This is a genomic window from Actinomycetospora sp. (assembly GCF_036497585.1).
Lineage (GTDB): Bacteria > Actinomycetota > Actinomycetes > Mycobacteriales > Pseudonocardiaceae > Actinomycetospora.
This window is the reverse complement of record NZ_DASXJD010000134.1, coordinates 38,019-56,156: the sequence shown is the minus strand read 5'-3', so window position 1 is coordinate 56,156 and position 18,138 is coordinate 38,019. Positions and strand designations below refer to the sequence as shown.

At 76.5% G+C, this 18,138-nt stretch carries 15 protein-coding genes; 5 read left to right on the top strand and 10 right to left on the bottom strand.

Annotated features, from left to right (window positions below; translation table 11 throughout):
* Positions 1-57: 57 nt before the first annotated feature.
* Entirely contained in the window at positions 58-1,326 is a 1,269-nt protein-coding gene (locus VGH76_RS13460) for a glycoside hydrolase family 27 protein (protein ID WP_331557189.1), read from the bottom strand.
* A 63-nt stretch (positions 1,327-1,389) separates the two neighbouring features.
* Between VGH76_RS13460 and VGH76_RS13455 the strand changes: the two genes are divergently transcribed.
* Positions 1,390-1,863, top strand: coding sequence for a hotdog fold domain-containing protein (locus tag VGH76_RS13455; RefSeq protein ID WP_331557188.1), 474 nt, complete (start codon positions 1,390-1,392; stop codon positions 1,861-1,863).
* Positions 1,864-1,924: 61 nt separating this feature from the next.
* A complete protein-coding gene (gene eccB, locus VGH76_RS13450) occupies positions 1,925-3,388 on the top strand; it encodes a type VII secretion protein EccB (RefSeq protein ID WP_331557187.1) in 1,464 nt (487 codons plus the stop codon).
* Positions 3,389-3,395: 7 nt separating this feature from the next.
* On the opposite strand, the gene VGH76_RS13445 is transcribed toward eccB, so the two are convergent.
* From VGH76_RS13445 to VGH76_RS13430, 4 genes are all read right to left on the bottom strand, one after another.
* Positions 3,396-5,012, bottom strand: a complete 1,617-nt coding sequence (locus tag VGH76_RS13445) for a serine/threonine-protein kinase (RefSeq protein ID WP_331557186.1) — start codon at positions 5,010-5,012, stop codon at positions 3,396-3,398.
* A 220-nt stretch (positions 5,013-5,232) separates the two neighbouring features.
* Positions 5,233-7,644: a HelD family protein gene (locus tag VGH76_RS13440; protein ID WP_331557203.1), complete on the bottom strand. Its 2,412-nt coding sequence runs from the start codon at positions 7,642-7,644 to the stop codon at positions 5,233-5,235.
* Between the two features lie 166 nt (positions 7,645-7,810).
* Positions 7,811-8,863, bottom strand: coding sequence for an MBL fold metallo-hydrolase (locus VGH76_RS13435; RefSeq protein ID WP_331557185.1), 1,053 nt, complete (start codon positions 8,861-8,863; stop codon positions 7,811-7,813).
* Positions 8,864-8,868: 5 nt separating this feature from the next.
* On the bottom strand, positions 8,869-9,564 hold the full coding sequence (locus VGH76_RS13430) for a pyridoxamine 5'-phosphate oxidase family protein (protein ID WP_331557184.1): 696 nt from the start codon (positions 9,562-9,564) through the stop codon (positions 8,869-8,871).
* A 469-nt stretch (positions 9,565-10,033) separates the two neighbouring features.
* Between VGH76_RS13430 and VGH76_RS13425 the strand changes: the two genes are divergently transcribed.
* Complete coding sequence (locus tag VGH76_RS13425) at positions 10,034-11,491, top strand: heparin lyase I family protein (RefSeq protein WP_331557183.1); 1,458 nt, start codon at positions 10,034-10,036, stop codon at positions 11,489-11,491.
* Between the two features lie 91 nt (positions 11,492-11,582).
* On the opposite strand, the gene mihF is transcribed toward VGH76_RS13425, so the two are convergent.
* The 5 genes from mihF to VGH76_RS13400 form a co-directional block, all read right to left on the bottom strand.
* Positions 11,583-11,894, bottom strand: a complete 312-nt coding sequence (gene mihF, locus VGH76_RS13420) for an integration host factor, actinobacterial type (RefSeq protein ID WP_331557182.1) — start codon at positions 11,892-11,894, stop codon at positions 11,583-11,585.
* Between the two features lie 587 nt (positions 11,895-12,481).
* Entirely contained in the window at positions 12,482-13,153 is a 672-nt protein-coding gene (locus VGH76_RS13415; protein WP_331557181.1) for an SAM-dependent methyltransferase, read from the bottom strand.
* Positions 13,143-14,081, bottom strand: a complete 939-nt coding sequence (locus VGH76_RS13410; protein WP_331557180.1) for a lysophospholipid acyltransferase family protein — start codon at positions 14,079-14,081, stop codon at positions 13,143-13,145. The genes VGH76_RS13415 and VGH76_RS13410 overlap by 11 nt, the downstream gene beginning before the upstream one ends.
* Positions 14,078-14,893 (bottom strand): GNAT family N-acetyltransferase, encoded by an 816-nt coding sequence (locus VGH76_RS13405; protein ID WP_331557179.1) that lies wholly within the window; start codon positions 14,891-14,893, stop codon positions 14,078-14,080. The genes VGH76_RS13410 and VGH76_RS13405 overlap by 4 nt, the downstream gene beginning before the upstream one ends.
* Positions 14,890-16,101 carry a glycosyltransferase family 1 protein gene (locus tag VGH76_RS13400; protein ID WP_331557178.1) on the bottom strand — a complete coding sequence of 404 codons (1,212 nt, stop codon included), beginning with the start codon at positions 16,099-16,101 and terminating at the stop codon, positions 14,890-14,892. Before VGH76_RS13400 ends, VGH76_RS13405 begins: the two co-directional genes overlap by 4 nt.
* A gap of 320 nt (positions 16,102-16,421) precedes the next feature.
* Here VGH76_RS13400 and VGH76_RS13395 point away from each other — a divergent pair, with 320 nt between their 5' ends.
* Both VGH76_RS13395 and VGH76_RS13390 read left to right on the top strand, forming a co-directional pair.
* Entirely contained in the window at positions 16,422-17,411 is a 990-nt protein-coding gene (locus VGH76_RS13395) for an SAM-dependent methyltransferase (RefSeq protein ID WP_331557177.1), read from the top strand.
* Positions 17,412-17,667: 256 nt separating this feature from the next.
* Positions 17,668-18,072, top strand: coding sequence for a transglycosylase family protein (locus VGH76_RS13390; protein ID WP_331557176.1), 405 nt, complete (start codon positions 17,668-17,670; stop codon positions 18,070-18,072).
* Positions 18,073-18,138: the final 66 nt, after the last annotated feature.

Below are 18,138 nucleotides of genomic sequence, written 5' to 3'. Positions count from 1 at the left end.
CGTCATAGGCCTGTGGAATGTTCCGATCAGCGGAATCCGTGCTGGCCCGGACGGTCCTCACCGCTGCCGGATCAAGACGGTCGCGTGCGCGGCCACGACCCCTCCCGGCACGACCGTTCCGCCGCCGACGAGGTCCCGCCCGGCCACGCCGGCAGGCACCGCGACCGGGCCGTCGCCGAGGGCCGTCACCGACACCGCGGTCGAGCCGTCGGTCAGCGAACGGCGCAGCACCAGCCGGCCGGAGGCGTCGTCGAGGTCGTCCTCGGGCGCCCGGGCCGCCGGGTCCTGGTCGATCGCGACCAGCCCCCGGTTGCCGAGCAGGGCGATCGTCGCCGGCGACGCGTGCGTCAGGTCCGTCCCGGTCAGCAGCGGGGCGGCGAGCATCGACCAGACCGCCAGCTGCGTGGCCTGCTCCGTCGGTGTCAGCCCGACGTCGGCCGTGCCGTCCCCCGTGACCGCGCCGTATCCACCGTCCTGGCTCGGTCCGTTCCCGACCTCCAGCATGTCCGGGTCGTTCCAGCCCCGTGCCGGCGGCGGCCCGGAGCGCGCGGCCACGCGCACGTCGCGCCGGACGATGTCGGCGACCGAGGGCCAGTCGTCGGCGACGTCGTGGGTGGTCCGCCAGAGCTGGGCGACGCCGGGCGCCCAGAGCCAGGGCGCGGAGTCGCCCTTGTCGCACACCGCGAACACCATCGGGCGCCCGGTGGCGCGGAGCGCGCGGGCCATCGTCGTGTAGCGGGCGACGGCGTCCGTGCCGGCGGTGTAGCAGTCGTCCTCCTTGACGTAGTCGACGCCCCACGCGGCGAACGACGCGGCATCGGCGGTCTCGTGGCCCAGCGAGGCCGGGAAGCCGCGCGCATCGCAGGTCCGGGTCCCCGCGCTGGTGTAGACGCCCAGGCGCAGGCCGCGGGCGTGCACGTAGTCCGCGAGCGCGGCGATCCCGTGCGGGAAGCGGACCGGGTCGGGGACGAGCCGGCCGGCCGTGTCGCGCTGCGGGGCCGCCCAGCAGTCGTCGAGGTTGACGAACCGGTAGCCGACGTCGCGCAGCCCGGTGCGCACCAGGGCGTCCGCCTGGGCCCGCACCCAGGCCTCCTCGAAGGCGTCGGTGCAGCCCACGGCGTTCCAGTCGTTGACGCCCATCGGCGGTGTCGCGGCCAGTACCGAGGGGTCGCCCAGCGCACCGGGGACCAGGGACGCGGCGGCGGCGTCGGCCGCGGCGCCCGCCAGGAGGACGGCGAGCACGACGACGGCGGCCGCGGCCCGGCGGGGCAGGGCGCGGGCACGACGGACCCGGCGGGCCCGCAGACGGGCGGAGAGGACCGACATCGCGCGGCAGCCTGCCGGACCGACCTGTGTACACACTTGGTTACCCGTGAGTAGGTTGGACCCATGAACGCCGTGCTGTCCTCCTGGAACCGCTTCTCCGGCTCGCTGCCGGGCCGCCTGCTCGTCAGCGGCGCGGTGTGGCTGCGGGCCCCGTACTTCCTCACCGCGGCCCCCGTGATCCTCGAGCTCGACGAGAAGCACAGCCGGGTCCGTATGCAGAAGTGGTGGCTCACGCACAACCACCTCGGCACCGTGCACGCCATCGCCTCGTGCAACCTGGCCGAGTATGCGATGGGGGTGCTCGCCGAGGCCGCGGTCCCGGCGTCGCACCGCTGGATCCCGATCGGGATGGACGTCCGCTACCTCGCGACGGCGAAGACCTCGGTGACCGCCGACGCCGCGTTCGCCACCCCGCCCGCCTTCGGCCCCGACAAGGAGGACGTCACGGTGGAGGTGGCGATCCGCGACGACGCCGGCCAGGAGGCCGTGCACGCCTTGATCCACCTGCGCATCTCGCAGCGCCCGCAGCGCTGGTGACATCCCCCTGCGCCCGGAACGGGGGCCGCCGGGCGCGCCGCTGTGCCACGATCGTCGGACCATGAGCGCCCCGCCCCGACCCGGCCCGACCCCTCCGGGGCCGGCCGAGGGCCCGGAGAACGGGGGGCGGCGGGCGGCCACGGCGGGACAGGTCGTCGCCGCGCGGTTCACCGCCCGGCGGGCGGCGTCGGCGCTGGTGCGCCGGGACCCGGCCCCCCGGGTCGATCCGCTGCGCGACCACACCCGGGCCACCGTCGCGGGCGGGTTCCTCGCCGTCCTCGCGCTCGGGGCGGCGGCCGTCATCGGAGTCGTCGACCGCTCCACCGACTGGCGCTCGGCCTCGGTCGTCGTGGCGGAACGCTCGGGCGCCCTCGCCGTCGTCGCGCACGACCCGGACCGCCTGATCGGCGTCCCGAACCTGGCCTCCGCGCGCCTCGTGGCCGCCGCGCTCGCCGGCGCCCCCGCTCCGGCCGACCCGGTCGAGGTCGCCGACGCCACCCTCGACGACGCCCCCCGCGCACGGCCGGTCGGCATCGTCGACGCCCCCACGCTCCCGCCGCCCGACCAGCCCGGGCCGGCGGTGTGGTCGGTGTGCGACACCACCGCCCCCGACCCCGCGCCCGGCGTCGCGTGGACCCGGCCCCGCACGACGACGACCGTGGCGGGCGCGCCGGCCACCCCGGGCCGCCCGCTGGTGCCCGGGGAGGGCCTCGTCGTCGTCGACCGGGCGGGCCGGACGTGGCTGGTCCACGACGGCGTCCGCGCGCGGCTGGACGTGTCCCGGCCGGCCGTCGTCGAGGCGCTCGGCCTGGGCGGGCTGCTGCCGCGGCCGGCGAGCAGCGGGTTCCTCGCGGCCCTGCCCGAGGCGGCGCCGATCACGCCGCCGGCCGTGCCCGGCCTCGGCGTCCCCGTGCCGGTCGACCTCGCCGGGGAGCGCGCCGGCGGCGTCGTGCGCGTGGTCGGCCCGGGCCGTCCCGACACCTACCTGCTGGTGCTGCCCGACGGCGTCGAGGTGGTGCCCGAGCTGCTCGCCCGCCTGATCCGCCTCGACGACCCGGCCCGGGCCGGCGTGGCGATCCCGACCGTCTCCCCCGCCCAGGTCGCCTTGCCCCCGCTGTCGCGCGCGATCGACGCGAGCGCCTTCCCCGACCCGGCGCCGGTCCCGCTGCCGCCCGACCGCGCCCCGACGGCCTGCGCGGACCTGGCCGGCCCCGGCGTCGTCGTCACCGTGTCGGCGCAGCCCCCGACCCCGAGCACCGCGCTGCGGCAGGCCGACGGGTCCGGCGACCGCGTGGACCGGGTGGCGCTGCCCGGCACCGGGGTCGCCGTGCGCACGACGGGCGCCGGGGCGGGGGGCCTGGTGGTGGTGTCGGCGACGGGATCGGTGTCGGGGGTGCAGGACGCTGCCACTGCCGAGGCGCTCGGGCTGGGGCGGACGTTCTCCACGGTCCCCCAGGCCGTCGTGGGGCTGCTGCCGAGCGGACCCGCGCTCTCGGTCGAGGCCGCGACCCGCCCGCTGGGCTGAGGTCTCCTCAGGGGGCGGCGACGAGCTGGGGCGCCGACCCGGCCGCGCTGGAGGTGGTCGGGGAGCTCGTCCCGGACCGCTCGGTCGGCGTCGTCGTCACCACCGGCGGCGGCACCTGGACGACCGGCGACTGCGTGGTGGTCACGACCGGCGGCGGCGCCTCGGTGGACGGCGGTGCGGGCGCCTCCGTCGTCGTCAGCCGCGCCCTCGTGCGCACCGGCGCCCGCAGCCGGGTGGAGCGCACCGGCTCCGCCTCCTCGCTGGTGGGCGCGACCGCCGCGGCCGGCGGCGCGGGGATCGCGGGCACCGAGGTGGCGGGCGGCGGGAGCGGCGCGGTCGTCGCGGCGCCCCGCACGAGGGTGTACGCGAGCGCGGAGCCGGCGATGAGCACCGCGGCCAGCGCGACCCCGGCCGCCACAAGCAGACCCCGACGACGCCGCGGGGCGCCCGTGGCCGCCGGGGTCTCGGCGAAGGCGCCGGTGGTCGCGGCGGACCCGGTCTGGACCGCGGGGCCCTGCAGGGGGACGGCGCTCGTCGCGAAGGCCCCCGTGGGCGCGGCCATGAGCGCCGGGGAGAGCACCGTCTCGGAGTCGAGTCCGACCTCGCGGGACACCGCGCGCATCGCGGCGAGCACCTCGTCGGCGTCGGGGCGGGCACCCGGCTCGTCGGCCGTCATGGCGATGAGCAGGGTCCGCAATGACTCCGGGAGCCCGACGGGGACCACAGGGCGCCGGTGCAGCCGCGCGACGGCCGCCTCGAGGGCGTTGCCGGGGTACTCGCGGCGCCCGGTGACGCACTCGATGAGCACCAGGCCGAGCGCGTAGATGTCGACCGCGGGCATCACCGACTCCCCGCGCACTTGCTCGGGGCTCAGGTAGGACGCGGTGCCGATCACCATGCCGGCCGCGGTGACGGGGGCCGCGTCGCGGACCGCGGCGATGCCGAAGTCCGAGAGGTGGGCCCGGCCGTCGGCATCGAGGAGCACGTTGCCCGGCTTGACGTCGCGGTGCACCACCCCGCGGCGGTGCACGTACCCCAGGGCGTCGGCCAGCGCGCCGCCGAGGGCGATCACGTCGCCGAGCGGCAGCGGGCCGCGGCGGATGCGCTGCGCGAGGGTGTCGCCCTCGATGAGCTGCATGACGAAGTAGGCGCGCCCGTGGTCGTCGCCGACGTCGTAGACGGTGACCAGGCCGGGGTGCGAGAGCGCCGCGAGGGTCAGGACCTCCCGGCGGTTGCGTGCGTCGGAGCCCTCCTCGAGGTCCCCGACGAGCTCCGCGGGCGGCGCGGAGGAGCGGGGCGTGCTGCCGGTCCCGCGGCCGTAGCGCCCAGCGGCCTCGGGTGCCTCGGGCGCCTCCGCCCCGGAGCCGTCCTCGTCCTGCGGGGCGACGGCCTCCCCCGAGGCCGGGTCGACCACCTCGGACGCCGGCTGGTCCGGCTCGGCGGCCTCGGCGTTCGCGGCGGCGACCACGTCGCCGCCGGCGCCGAACATCTTGATCGCGACGTCGCGGCCGAGGAGCTCGTCGCGGGCCCGGTAGACGTCCGCGGCGCCACCGCGGCCGATCAGGTCACCGACGGTGTACCGGCCGCCGACGACGGTGGGCGGCCCGGCATCGGTCGTGCTCACCGGCTACCCCCTCGCTCCCGGGCGCCTCCGAGGATCCCGTGTCGTGCCGGGACATCGTCCCGAATCGATTCTCTCCCAGGGACGGGCGCCGTGTCTGCCGATGACGTCACCCGATACCGGGGTTCACCTCCGCTCAACGACGGAGTCGGTCACCGGACGCGCACCGTTACCGAGTCGTGGGTGCGGCCTGCGCGGACGGGGGGTCGGGACCCACCCCGACCTACCCCGCGAGGCGTCCGAGCACGGTCGGCAGCCGGTCGGGGTGGACGACGTCGAGCGACCGGGTGGCGCGGGTCAGCGCGACGTAGAGGTCGTTGAGCCCGCGCGGAGACTCCTCCACGATCCCGCCCGGGTCGACCAGGACGACGGCGTCGAACTCCAGCCCCTTCGCCTCCGCGACGGTCGACACCACCACGGCCACCTCGAGGTCCGCCGCGCCGCGCTCGTCGACGGCGTCCTCGCCGCCGGCCGTGCCGCCGACCGGGAGCGCGTCGGCGGCGAGCCGCTCGCGCAGCGCCTCGACCCGGGTGGCGGGTGCGAGGACCGCGACCCGGCCGTTGCCCTCGGCGTCGACCACGTCGTCGGCCGCCGCACGGGTCGTCGTCGAGACCTGGTGGTCGAGCGCGGACTCCGGGACACCGACCGCGCGGGGCGGAATGCCCGACTCGCGCACCGACTCCGGTGGGGTCTGGGACGGGTCGATGACGGCGAGGACGTCGGCCGCGACCTCGGCGATCTCGGCCGGGGTCCGGTAGTTGACGGTGAGGGCCTCGCGCCGCCAGCGGGCGGCGACGTAGGGCGAGAGCACCTCGTGCCAGGAGCCCGCCCCGTCCCGCGCCCCGGTCTGGGCGACGTCGCCGACCAGGGTCATCGAGCGGCTGGGGCAGCGGCGCATGAGCACCCGCCAGGCCATCGGCGAGAGCTCCTGGGCCTCGTCGACGATGACGTGGCCGAAGGTCCAGGTGCGGTCCTCGGCGGCGCGCTCCGCGGCCGAGGCGTGGTTCGTCTCGCGGCTGCGGTCGGCCAGCACGGAGGCGTCGACGACGTCGGTCGGGCGCAGCAGCTCGGGGTCCCAGTCCTCCTCCATCGCGAGGATCTCGAGGACCCCCGCGGCGTAGGCCTCGTCGGCCTCGCGCTTGCGCTCGGCGCGCTCCCGCTCGGCGGTGTCGTCCTCTCCGAGCAGCTCCGCGGCCTCGTCGAGCAGCACCGCGTCGGCGGAGGTCCACCAGTGCGGGTCGAGCAGGCCCCGGTCGGCGGTCGGGGTGGGCATCGCGTCACGGCGCAGCAGGGCGCGACCGGCCTCGGACCAGCCGCGGGTGGCGGCGGTGATCCGCCTGGGGTCGGTGTAGAGCTCGGCGAGCAGCTGCGGCGGGGTGAGGATCGGCCACAGGGCGTCGAGCGCGGCGAGCAGGTCCTCGTTCTCCCGCATCGAGGCGCGGATGTCGGCGAGGTCGCCGCGGTCGAGCAGCCTCTGGTCGCCCTCCGCGACCTCGGGGTGGCTGCCCTCGCGGGAGACGCGGTCGCGCTCGCGGCGGGCCAGGATGTCGATCGCCTCGCGGACGAAGGTGCGCCGGGCGTCGTTGTGGGGACGGCGGGTGCGCCGCGCGCGGGTCCGGGCCTGCGCGACCAGGTCGCGGTCGATCTCCACCCGCTCGCCGTCGACGACGACGGTGATCGGGTGCCGCGGCAGCTCCTGGCGGTCCCGCACGGCCGCCGAGAGCACCTTGGCCATGTCGAGCGAGCCCTTGCGCGCGGCGGCCTCGGCCGACTCGCCGCGCCGTGCGACGAGCCCCGGGTAGAGCTCGCCGACGGTCGAGAGCAGCACGCTGGTCTCGCCGAGCGAGGGCAGCACCTGCTCGATGTAGCGCAGGAACGTGGGGTTGGGGCCGACGACGAGCACGCCGCGCTTCGCGAGCTGGCGGCGGTGGGTGTAGAGCAGGTAGGCGGCCCGGTGCAGCGCGACCGCGGTCTTGCCGGTGCCGGGGCCGCCCTCGACGACGAGCACGCCGTTCACCCCGGACCGGATGATGCGGTCCTGCTCGGCCTGGATCGTCGCGACGATGTCGCCCATGCGCCCGGTGCGCCCGGAGGACAGGGCCGCCAGCAGCGTGGCCTCACCCGTGAGCCCCTGGCGCTGCGAGCCGTCGCCTTTCGCCGCTGCTGCTGCGGCCTCGGCGAGGTCGAGGATCTCGTCGTCGACCGCGAGGACCCGGCGACTGCGGGTCCGCAGGTGCCGCCGGCGGCGGACGCCGTCCGGGTTGGCCGCCGTCGCCGTGTAGTACGGCCGGGCCACCGGGGCCCGCCAGTCGATGAGCAGCGGCTCGTAGTCGTGGTCCTCGTCGAGCAGGCCGAGCCGGCCGATGTAGGCGACGGGCTGGTCGAAGCCGGGCGTCTCCGGGTCTGCCGCGTCCGCGGATCCCGGGGGGAGCACGGCGCTGCTCTCGATGTCGAGGCGACCGAAGCACAGGCCCTCCTCGACGGCGGAGAGCGTCGCGAGCTGCTCGGAGTACATCGCCGCGGCGGCGTCACGCTCGGACACCGCCTGGGGCGTGCCCGTGGTCTCGTCGCGTAGCACCCGCGCGAGGAGCTCGGCGGTCTCCTTGCGCCGGACGTCGAGCCGCCCGTAGAGCATCGTCACGTACGGCTGCTCCGCGGCGACCGGATCCGAGCCGGGCTCGACGTCGGGCGCTGTCGGGGACGCGGGGTGGGACAAGGACGACCTTCGTTCGCTGTCGTGCGGCGTCGGGAGGGCTCTCCAGGATAGCCCCGCTCGTGGGGCGCTTCCGCCGATGTCCGGGTCAGACCGGACGGTGCCGGTGGACCCCCTCGGCGTCGAGCTCGCGCACCACCCGGCCCTGCGCGGCCAGCACCTCGAGGTGCGCGTCGGTCTCCAGGACCGCGAGCATCCGGTGGAACGGCTCGAGGTCGGCGAGGCCCTTCTCCCGCCGGGTCCAGGTCAACGCGGCCGCGGCCCCGGCCGCCGTCGGCTCCCCCGCCACCGTCACCCGCTCGATCTCGTCGAGCCGGTGGGCGTGGTGCTCGAGCAGCTCGTCGACCCGGGCGTGCACGCTCGGGCGCACCGGCCCGTGCGCGGGCAGCAGCCGCCGGTCGGGCCGCTCGCGCACGCGCGCCAGCGAGCCCAGGAAACGGGTCAGCGCGCCGGCGCGGGCGTCGGGCTCGAAGCCGATCGAGGGCGTGATGTGGGGCAGCACGTGGTCGCCGGCGAAGAGCAGGCCCGGCCCGGCGTCGAGACCGTCGGCGGTGTCGAAGACGAGGTGGCCGCGGGTGTGCCCCGGGGTCTCGACGGCCTCGAGCACCCGGTCCCCGACCGTGACGCGCTCGCCGTCGTCGAGCCACTGGTCGGGCGCGGCGTAGTCGGCGAGCTCGTCGTCGGCGATGTCGGCGGGCAGCAGCGCCGCGAGCTCGTCGGCCAGGGCGCCCGCGCCCGCCGCCCGCAGCGCCCCCTGCTGGGCGACCATCGGCACCGGGCGGCGCGCCATGTGCTCGAGCGACCCGCGCTCACCGGCGCCGAGCGCCACCCGGGCCCCGGTCTCGCGGCGCAGCGCGATCGCCTGGGTGTAGTGGTCGCGGTGCATGTGCGTGACGAGGAACCGGCCGATGTCCCCGGGGACCGCGCCGAGACCGTCGAGCGCCCGGACCAGCACGTCGCGCGCGACGGTGAGGGTCCAGCCGCCGTCGACGAGGGTCAGCCGGTCGCCGTCGCGCAGGACGTAGACGTTCACCGCCCGCAGGGCATCGGAGGGCAGTGGGAGGGGCACGCGGAGCACGTCCGGGGCGACGTCCTCCGGCTCGGGGCGGCTCCAGGCATGGCGGTCGTCGGCGTCGGTCACGCCCTTCAGGATGCCGTCCCCGCGCCGGCGCGCCCGGCGAGCGTGTCGGCCGGCACCGTCTCGGGGCTCGCCGCCGCCGCGCGGCGGGCGGCGGCGCCGAAGTGGTCACCGCCCTTGGCCCTGACCGCGTCGGTGCCCCAGCTGCGGGTGCGGTCGGCCGGGACGAGGCGCGGAATGTGCTTGCGGCAGTGGATGTAGGCCTCCTCGACCTCCACCACCACCCACAGCTGCGCCCGCCGGCCGGGGACCGGGTCGACCGGCAGCTCGGGGTGCTCGGCGCGCAGGTCGGCGTCCTCGGTGACCCGGGCGGAGCCGTTGACGTGCAGGCCGATGAGCTCGTCGACGAAGTCGATCATCAGCAGGCCCACGTGCGGGTTCTCCGCGATGTTGCCGAGGCTCGCCATGACGCCGTTGCCCCGGTACTCGGGGTAGGCCACGTGGCGGTCGTCGAGGACGACCACGAAGCCCTCGGGCCCGGCCCGCAGCGACGAGTCGCACTCCCCGCGGGCGTCGGCGGTGGCGACGAACATCAGGCCCATGCGGCCGATGAACTCGATCATGCGCGGCAGCAGCCGCTCGCACACCTGGTCGTCGTAGAAGCGGTCCGCGCGCTCGGTGGTGCCGAGTCGTTCCTGCAGCGCGTGCTCGCCGTGCGATCCGGGGCGTCGGGGGCGCGCGTGGAACAGCCTGGTGAAACGCATGGTCCTCGTCTCGGTCGTCGGTTCGGGGCACGACGGCCCGTGGGGGAGCGGGGCCCGGCTGTGGGGGTCAACGGGCCCTACGACGAGCTTCGGACGCCGGGTCGTCCACCTCCGGAGCCGTTCGGAGCAACTTGAGAGTGAACTGTGTCACTCACCTTCGGTGTCCGCACGGGCGCGGCGGGTGTCCGGGAGCAGGCCCGCGCCCCTGAGCAGCGAGAACGTGACCAAGTCGTGACCCGGGCCCGATCCTGCGGGATCCCGCCCGCCCGACGCCACCGGAACGGGGCCCCTACGGTGATCCGCGGCGGGGCGTCCAGACGACCCCGACCCCGGATCCGGTGCGCTCCCCCTGTCCCGGCGGATCCGGCCCCCGAACCGCGTGTGCGGGACAGGTGGACACGCCGGGCCCCGCCCGGCACCGGATCGCTCCCCCTCGACCGGGTCCCGGCGCCACCGACAAGGACCGACCATGGCTCGACATCGCTCCGGGTCCTCCCGACCCGGACGGGCCGGCCCCGGCGCGCCCCCGCCGGAGGGCACGCCACGCACGGGCTCCTGGCCCGCCGCCCTCGATGCCCCGGCCACCGGCCCCCGTACCAGCCCCGGGAAGCACCGTCACGACCCCGCGACCACGCCGCTCGACCTCGCCGCGATCGCCCGCGCCGCCGCGGCCGCCCGCGACGACGGGGCGGTGACCGGTGACACCGGTGGACTGCTCGACAACCGCGCGCCGAGCCCTCCCGCGACCGGCGGGGTCCCGGCGAGCGGCCCCCGGCCGCCCGCCACGGGCGTCGTGCCCGCACCGCCCGTGACCGGCGGGCTCCCGCTTCACGCCGCGCCGCCCGTGACCGGTGGGACCCCGCTCCACGCCGCCCCGCCCGCCCGGGCCGTCCCCGCCCCGACCGCGCCCCCGGCGACGGGCGGGTTCCCGACGGAGGGGCCGTGGCGTCAGCGCCGCCCCGACCCGGCCGGCCCGCCGCCCGGGCGACGCGGCTCGCACCGCGCCCCTCGTGACGGCCGGTTCGTGACCCCGACGCGGGCCGCGGGCGCGCTCGCGCTCTTCGGCGCCCTCACCGGGGCGAGCGTGGCCGCGGCGAGCACCGGCCCGTCGTTCCTGGCCGACCCCGCCTCCGACACCGGCGAGCTCGTCCGGCCCGACGTCGCCGTGGCGCCGGCCGGGCTCTCGCAGCCCGCCGCCCATACCGCGACGGCGACACCCCGCACCGCGTCCGCCGCCCCCCACACGGCGAGGTCCGCGCCGCACACGACGCCGGTTCCGCACGACGACGGCGGGAAGACCCTCTGGTCGGCCGACTTCGCCTCGGACGGGTTGTCCAACTTCAAGTCGACGCCCTGGAACGACGTCGGCGCGAAGTCGCCGACGCTCTCCGGTGGGGTGCTCGACGTCGTCATGCCCGGTGGCGGGAAGCGCTCCGAGGTCGAGCCGAAGTTCAAGGCCCTCCAGGAGGGGGACCAGTACTACTTCGGGTTCACGGTGAAGCTCGCCCCGGACTTCCCGGTGAACACCTCCAGCTGGCAGGTGATCACCCAGTTCAAGAACGAGGGTGAGGGCACGCCGCCGCTCGAGCTCAAGGTCCAGAACGGCAAGTTCGTCGTCGACGGCGACGGGGGCGCGTTCTCGAAGGTCGTGGGCGACGCGACGCCGGGACAGTGGACCCACCTGGTGCTCGGGGTGAAGTTCTCGTCCTCGGACGGCACCGTCAGCGCCTGGAAGGACGGCGTGCAGAAGGTCGCCGACTACGCGCCGCCCTCGGGCACGATGTACGCGGGCAAGGACAGCTACGTGAAGACCGGCATCTACCGCGACACCGGGATCGGCCAGGCCGGCAAGCTCTCGTTCGGCAGCTGGGCGATCGGGACGAGCGTCGGGTCGGTCAGCAAGGACCTCCCCGCCGGGCTCGACTGACGCGGACCCGCGTCACCCGCCCGGCCCAGCACGACGGCCCGGTCACCTCACGAGGAGGTGACCGGGCCGTCGTCGTATCGGGCCGTGGGCCTCAGCCGAGGGCGCTGACGAGCGCCTCGCGCTGCCGGGCGCCGAGGCCCGCCACGCGCCGGTCCTCGGGGATGCCGGCCTGCTCGAGGACGGCCGCCGCCTTGGCCGGCCCGTAGCCGGGCAGGGCGCGGACGAGCTGCGAGACCTTGGTCTTGCCCGCGATGGGGTCGCTCTTGCCGCGGTCCAGGACGGCGGGGATCGTCTCGTCTCCGCTCTTGATACCGGCGAGCAGGGCCGAACGGGCCTGGCGCGCCTCACGCGACTTGGCCTGGGCGGCCTCGCGCTGCTCGGGGGTCAACGTCGGGAGTGCCATGACAGTCTCCCTCTCCTCACCTGCACAGGTCGTGGGTCGTCGGTGCCTGCCGGTCCCGGGCTCGGGCCGACGGGGCCATCGTCGCCGGGGACGGGTGTCCGACCGGCTGCGACACACCATGGCGCACCGCTTCTCGGGCTCGTGCGCCGGGGGCAGGTGGTCGACCCCGACGCGCCGATGGTTGCCGGACCGTACACCCCGACCGTGATCCACCACGCGTTGACATGCTGATATCTCGCTCCGTAGTCGTCGCTAGGCCGAACAGGTGGCATTTGTCCAATTGACTTGGCGGACAAGTGCACGAAGCGTGACGGTACGGAGGTTCGGCTGGTCACCGCGGCCACGGCCGCCATGGGCGGCTGACCCTCAGGGGGAAACGGCCCGGTGGCGGGGAGCACGAGCTCCCCGGCACCGGGCCGTTCTGCGTTCTCGGGGCCCGTGCCGTGACAGCAACGGCACGATGCTGGCGTCAGACGCCAGGACGGCGCCGCTCACTCATCCGCGCCCCGCCGCCCCCCGTGACAGCAACGGCACGATGCTGGCGCCTGACGCCAGGACGGCGCCGCTCACCCACCCGCGCCCCACTCTCAGCCGCGGGGCCGCGCGGCGCGGTGGACGAGCGCGGGCGGCAGGTTGCGCCACACCCTGGCCGACGTGGTGACCTCGCCGAACAGCTCGTGGAGCTCCGCCTCGAGCGCGCGCGCCGGTGCGGCCCAGCGGGTGAACGTGTAGCCGAACTGCACGAACACACCGTCGTCGGCGAGCGTCGACGCGACCACCGGGAGCAGCGAGTCGTCCCGTCCGGGGCGCGTCGCCGACCACCCGAGGCCGCTCACCACGACGTCGACCCCGCGCGCGCCGGGCAGCCCGCGCAGCGCGAGCAGCGTCGGGAGCTCCCCGGCGTCGGCAGGGACCACCTCGACGTCGTCGAGCCGCCCGGCCAGCCGATGGGCCAGCGCCGGGTTCAGCTCGACCGCGAGGTGGCGGGCGCGCCGGTCGAGACGGCGGGCCAGCTCGGCGGTGAACGCCCCGGAGCCGGCGCCCAGCTCCACCACGAGCGGGTCCGGGCGGGAAGAGCCCGCCAGCGCGGCGTCGGCGACCGCCCGGGCGAGGGCGGTCGAGCTCGGCCACACCGAGGCGGTGGCCACCGGGTCGCGGACGAACGCCGCGGCGAATCTCGCCGAGTCCGACCAGTCCCGTCGGTCCCGGCCCGGCTCGAGGCGTCCGCTGCGCCCGACCCCGCCGCCGTCAGGCGACACGGTCGACCTCGTCCCCCACCGACGCGGACACGAGCGACACGACGGGGACCGGTCCGACGGGAACCGGGTGCACGGCGGGACGGGGACGACGGTCGTCCGTCGCCGCGGGCAGGCCTGCCGTGATCGCGTCGGCGGCACACCGCGCGGCGTCCCGGCGCGACCGGGCGGGCGGGCCGTCGGAGCGCACCGGCACCTGGACGGGCAGGACCCGCACCGTCAGCACGGTGCGCCGCGCGGCGGCGACGCGCACCAGGGAGGCGACCAGGGTGTCGTCGCCGACGAACGCCGGGGCCGCATCGGGGGCACCGTCGGCGTCGGCGTAGGAGAGCGCCACCGGCACCACCGGCGCCCCGGCGTCGAGGGCGGCCTGGAAGGCGGCGGGGCGGAACCGGGCGAGGTCGCGCCCGCAGCGCGTCGTCCCCTCCGGGAACGCCCCGACGCAGCCGCCGGCGCCCAGCGCACCCGTCACCGCCGCGACGGCGGCGGGCAGGGCACGGAGCCGGTCGCGGTCGAGGAACACGGAGCCGGCCCGGGCGGCCATCGGGCCGATGAGCGGCCAGGTGCGCAGCTCGGCCTTGGCGAGCATGCGCACCGGCACCAGCTGGTTGAGGGCGAGGACGTCGAGCCAGGAGACGTGGTTGGCGACGACGAGCGAGCCCGGCGCCGGCCGCGGACCCGTCACCACCACCCGGACCCCGGCCGCGGCCAGCAGCATCCCGCACCAGAGCGCCTGCGCCCGCTCGAGGCGCCGGAGGCCGAGGACCGGGGCCGCCAGCGCGAGCAGCGCGCCGGCCAGCACCGCGCCGGCGAGCGCCCCGAGCCGGACCGTGGTGCGGACGAGGCGACGGACGCGGACGATCCCCGCGTCCGGCGGGGCGACGGGCAGGCACTCCGTCCCGCACGGAGAGGTGGGGAACCAGATGCTCACCCGTCCTCCCCGAGCAGGTGCCGACGCCAGCGGGGGTCGATGGCGGTGTGGTCGAGCAGCACGAACAGGTCGGCCACCCCGAAGTCGAGGTCGAGCGCCGGCGGGCCCGCGATCTCGGCGCCGAGGCGCAGGTAGCCGCGCAGCAGCGGCGGGGTCTCGTGACGGGCGCGGCGCGGGTCGCCGTCGGTCCCGATCGGCGCGGGGCGGTGCGGCACCACGCGGCGGTCCTCGGGAGCGAGGTGCTTGCGGGTCACGAGGGACCACACCGCCCCGGGCAGCGCGCCCTCGGGGCTCAACGGGACGCTCGCGCAGCCGATGAGCCAGCGGTGGCCGGTGAGGACGAGGTAGCGCCACATGCCGCCCCACACCAGCGAGAGCACCGTGCCCGTTCGGTGGTCCGGGTGCACGCAGGAGCGCCCGACCTCGACCAGCCGGGGCCGCAGGTCGTCGAGGGAGGAGAGGTCGAACTCGGTGTCCGAGTAGAGCCCGCCCGCCGCGGCGGCCCCGTCGGGCGCGAGCATCCGGTAGGTCCCGACGATCGCGCCGTCGCGCTCGTCGCGGACCATGACGTGGTCGCAGAACGCGTCGAAGCCGTCCTCGTCGCGCCCCTCCTCCGCGGCGCGGCCGGGCGCGAGGCGGGCGCCCTGCTCGATCGCGAACACGTCGTGGCGCAGGCGCTGGGCGGCCCGCACGTGCTCGTCCTCGCGGGTGACGAGCAGGCTGTAGCGGCCGGAGTCGCCGGGGCGCGCCGGGCGGTCGTCGGTGGCCCCGGGGGTCGCCGGGGTCGTGAGCAGGACCTCGGTGCTGGTCATGCGGCGGTGTCTACGGGGCCGGGACGCCGCGCGGCCGACCCCCGCGTGACGAGGTGGTGTGCTCCGCGTGAATCGTCGGCGGTCCCGACGAGCGCGTGGTAGTGACCGAGCAGCTCCTCGCAGACGGCGGGCCAGGTGCGCCCGCGCGTGGAGGTCCGGGCGGCGAGCCCCATCCGTCGCCGCAGCGCCGGGGCGTCGCGCCAGAGCCGGACCCGCTCGCGCAGCGCCGCGGCGCCCGCCTCCGGCGAGACGGCGTCGAAGAGCCAGCCGGTCTCCCCGGGCTCGACGAGGTCGGCCACCCCTCCGGCGTCCGGCGCCAGGACCGGCAGCCCGGTGGCCTTGGCCTCCTGTACCGCCTGGCAGAAGGTCTCGTGCGGACCGGTGTGCACGAAGGCGTCGAGCGCGGCGTAGGCGGTGGCGAGGTCGTCGCCGCCGCGGAAGCCGAGGAACGCGGCGTCGGGCAGCAGCTCGGTGAGCCGCTCCCGCGCGGGCCCGTCCCCGACGACGACGACGCGCACGCCCGGCAGGTCCGCGAGTGCCGCGAGCCGCTCCACCTGCTTCTCCGCGGCGAGCCGCCCGACGTAGCCGACGAGCATCTCGCCCCGCGGGGCCAGCTCGCGACGCAGCGCCGCCGCCGCGCGCCCGCCGTCGGCGTGCTCGGCCGGCGGCCGGAAGCGCCCGGTGTCGACCCCGCGGCCCCACCGGTGCACCCGCGGGACCCCGTGGGCCTCCAGCGCCCCGACCGCCCAGGCCGACGGGGCGAGCGTCCGGTCGGCGCGGGCGTGCAGCCGCCGGGTCCAGCGCCAGGCCGCCCGGGCGGTCAGCCCGACGCCGTACGAAGCGGCGAACCCGGCGACGTCGGTCTGGTAGACCGCCACCGTCGGCGCCCCGAGCCGGCGGGCCGCGGTGATCGCCCGGGCGCCGAGGACGAACGGCGAGGCGAGGTGGACGACGTCGGGCCGGTACTCCTCGAGCGTCGCGCGGACGGCCGGCGTCGGGACGCCGACCGGCAGCGAGTCCACGACGGCGAGGTCCAGAGCGGGCACCCGGACGACGGGGACGCCGTCGACCTCCTCGGGTCCCGCGCCGGGCGCGAGGACCAGCGCCTCGTGGCCCTGGCGGCGGAGATGGGCGATGACGTGCAGGACGGAGTTGGTGACCCCGTTCACCTGCGGCAGGAAGGACTCGGTCACGACCGCGACGCGCACGACCTGACGGTTGCCGGTGTGAGGTCCCTGTTGCCGACGACGACGTGACCTCCGGCGGAACCCTCTCCCAACAGCAGGAGAGACGCCGTCGTTACCAAATCGTGATTTACTACCGTCCGTGTTGTGACCTGCGTCGAAGTGGCCTGCACGCCCGACGAGTCGCGGTCCGGGCTCCGATCCGGTTACCGTCTGCACCCGAATCGCCCACAGAACGCTGGTCCATCCGGTTGCGCGTTTGACACGGTGCCGTCTCGGACGCCCTACTGACCGCGGGCGCGCCCCGAACGGGACGGGGCGCGGGTGCTCCGGAGGTGCCGCGCGTGAGCGAGCTGCCGCGGTGGCACCCGTCGGCCGCGCCCGTCGGCACCACGGGCCGCGCGCGGGCCGAGACGGCCGTGTCGCCCGGCCCGCGCCCGTTCGCCGCCGTGCCCACCCAGCCGACGGTGACGCCCGTCCGGGACGCGCCCGCCCGGCCCACCCCGTCGCGGTCGCCGTCGCCGTCGCCGTCGCCGTCCCCCGGGGCCTCGCCGGCCGCGACCCCGGAGGAGTTCGAGCGCCCGAGCTCGGCCCGTGTCTACGACTACCTGCTCGGCGGCGCGGCGCACGGCCTCGTCGACCGCGAGCTCGGCGAGCGGCTCAAGCGCTCCCAGCCCGGCGTCGTCGAGCTGGCCCGGGAGAACCGGGCGTTCCTCCGGCGCGCCGTGCGCTTCCTGCTCGCGGCCGGCTTCGACCAGTTCCTGGACCTCGGCTCGGGCGTGCCCACCATGGGCAACGTCCACGAGGTCGTCGCGCGCAGCCGGTCGGGGGCCCGCGTCGCCTACACCGACGTCGACTCGATCGCCGCGCTGCACGGTCAGCACCTCCTCGCCGCGCTGCCGACCGCCACGTACACCGCGGTGGACGTCTCCGAGGTGGAGACGGTGCTGAGCTCGCCGGGGGTCGCGGGCCTGCTCGACCTGCGCCGTCCCGTGGGGCTGCTCGCGTTCTCGGTGCTCCAGCACGTACGCGAGGACGCCGCGGGGCTCGTCGAGTCCTATCTGCGGCGGCTGGCGCCGGGGAGCGCGCTCGCGCTGTCGCACTTCACCGCCGACGACCCGCGGACCTCGCGCGCCATCGAGACCGAGACCGCCGCCTACCCGCGCTCGCTGCCGCGGCCCCGATCGCGAGCCGAGGTGGCGACCCTGCTCTCCGGGGTCGACCTCGCGGACCCGGGACTGGTGTGGGCCGACGAGTGGCGCCCCGAGCCGGGCCGTCCGGCGGGCGGCGCAGCGGCCCGGGGGCACTGGGCCGCCGTCGGCTTCCGACGCTGACCGCGCTCCCCCGACGGATCCATGCCCCGTTCACCTCGGCTCCCGGCACCGTCGTCGCCCCGTTCGGTCTAGCCGACGAGCGGCGCAGGTTGCTCCAATCGCCGCCCAACGCGGCCGAATGGCCACTCGACGCGACACTCCGCTCGACCGTCGTCACGTGAGGTGACGGAAGGTCTCGGTTCTATTACGGTCCTCCTCGCCGGTCCGCTCCCCACGCTTCCGGCCCGAGTAGCCCCGACTCGACTTGGAGCCGTCCATGCCTGGCCGCCACCGCAAGCCCAGCACCCTGTCCGACACGACGGGCAGCCTCGCGCTCACCGGCCTCAAGGTCGCCGCCGTCGCCGCGACCGTCACCGCCCCGGTCGCCCTCGCCGGCACCGCGATGGCCGCCCCGAGCGTCGGCTCGCCGCACAGCAACGCGACCTGGGACCGCCTCGCCAAGTGCGAGTCGACGAACAACTGGGACGCCGACACCGGCAACGGCTTCAAGGGCGGCCTGCAGTTCACCCAGTCGACCTGGAAGGCCTTCGGCGGCAAGCAGTACGCCTCGAGCCCCGAGGACGCCTCCCGCGAGCAGCAGATCGCGGTCGCCAAGCGCGTGCAGGCCGAGCAGGGCTGGAACGCCTGGCCGACCTGCAGCAAGAAGCTCGGGTACGCCTGATCCCTCTCCCCGGGATGCCGGCAACGGCACGATGCCGGCATCCGACGCCAGGACGGCGCCGTTCAC

What these genes read in the sequence shown, in the direction of transcription:
- eccB (WP_331557187.1), top strand. Translation starts at nt 1,925, where the DNA reads ATGAGCGCCCCGCCCCGACCCGGCCCGACCCCTCCGGGGCCGGCCGAG.
- VGH76_RS13460 (WP_331557189.1), bottom strand. Translation starts at nt 1,326, where the DNA reads ATGTCGGTCCTCTCCGCCCGTCTGCGGGCCCGCCGGGTCCGTCGTGCC.
- VGH76_RS13425 (WP_331557183.1), top strand. Translation starts at nt 10,034, where the DNA reads ATGGCTCGACATCGCTCCGGGTCCTCCCGACCCGGACGGGCCGGCCCC.
- VGH76_RS13430 (WP_331557184.1), bottom strand. Translation starts at nt 9,564, where the DNA reads ATGCGTTTCACCAGGCTGTTCCACGCGCGCCCCCGACGCCCCGGATCG.
- VGH76_RS13455 (WP_331557188.1), top strand. Translation starts at nt 1,390, where the DNA reads ATGAACGCCGTGCTGTCCTCCTGGAACCGCTTCTCCGGCTCGCTGCCG.
- VGH76_RS13390 (WP_331557176.1), top strand. Translation starts at nt 17,668, where the DNA reads ATGCCTGGCCGCCACCGCAAGCCCAGCACCCTGTCCGACACGACGGGC.
- VGH76_RS13405 (WP_331557179.1), bottom strand. Translation starts at nt 14,893, where the DNA reads ATGACCAGCACCGAGGTCCTGCTCACGACCCCGGCGACCCCCGGGGCC.
- mihF (WP_331557182.1), bottom strand. Translation starts at nt 11,894, where the DNA reads ATGGCACTCCCGACGTTGACCCCCGAGCAGCGCGAGGCCGCCCAGGCC.
- VGH76_RS13440 (WP_331557203.1), bottom strand. Translation starts at nt 7,644, where the DNA reads ATGCTCTACGGGCGGCTCGACGTCCGGCGCAAGGAGACCGCCGAGCTC.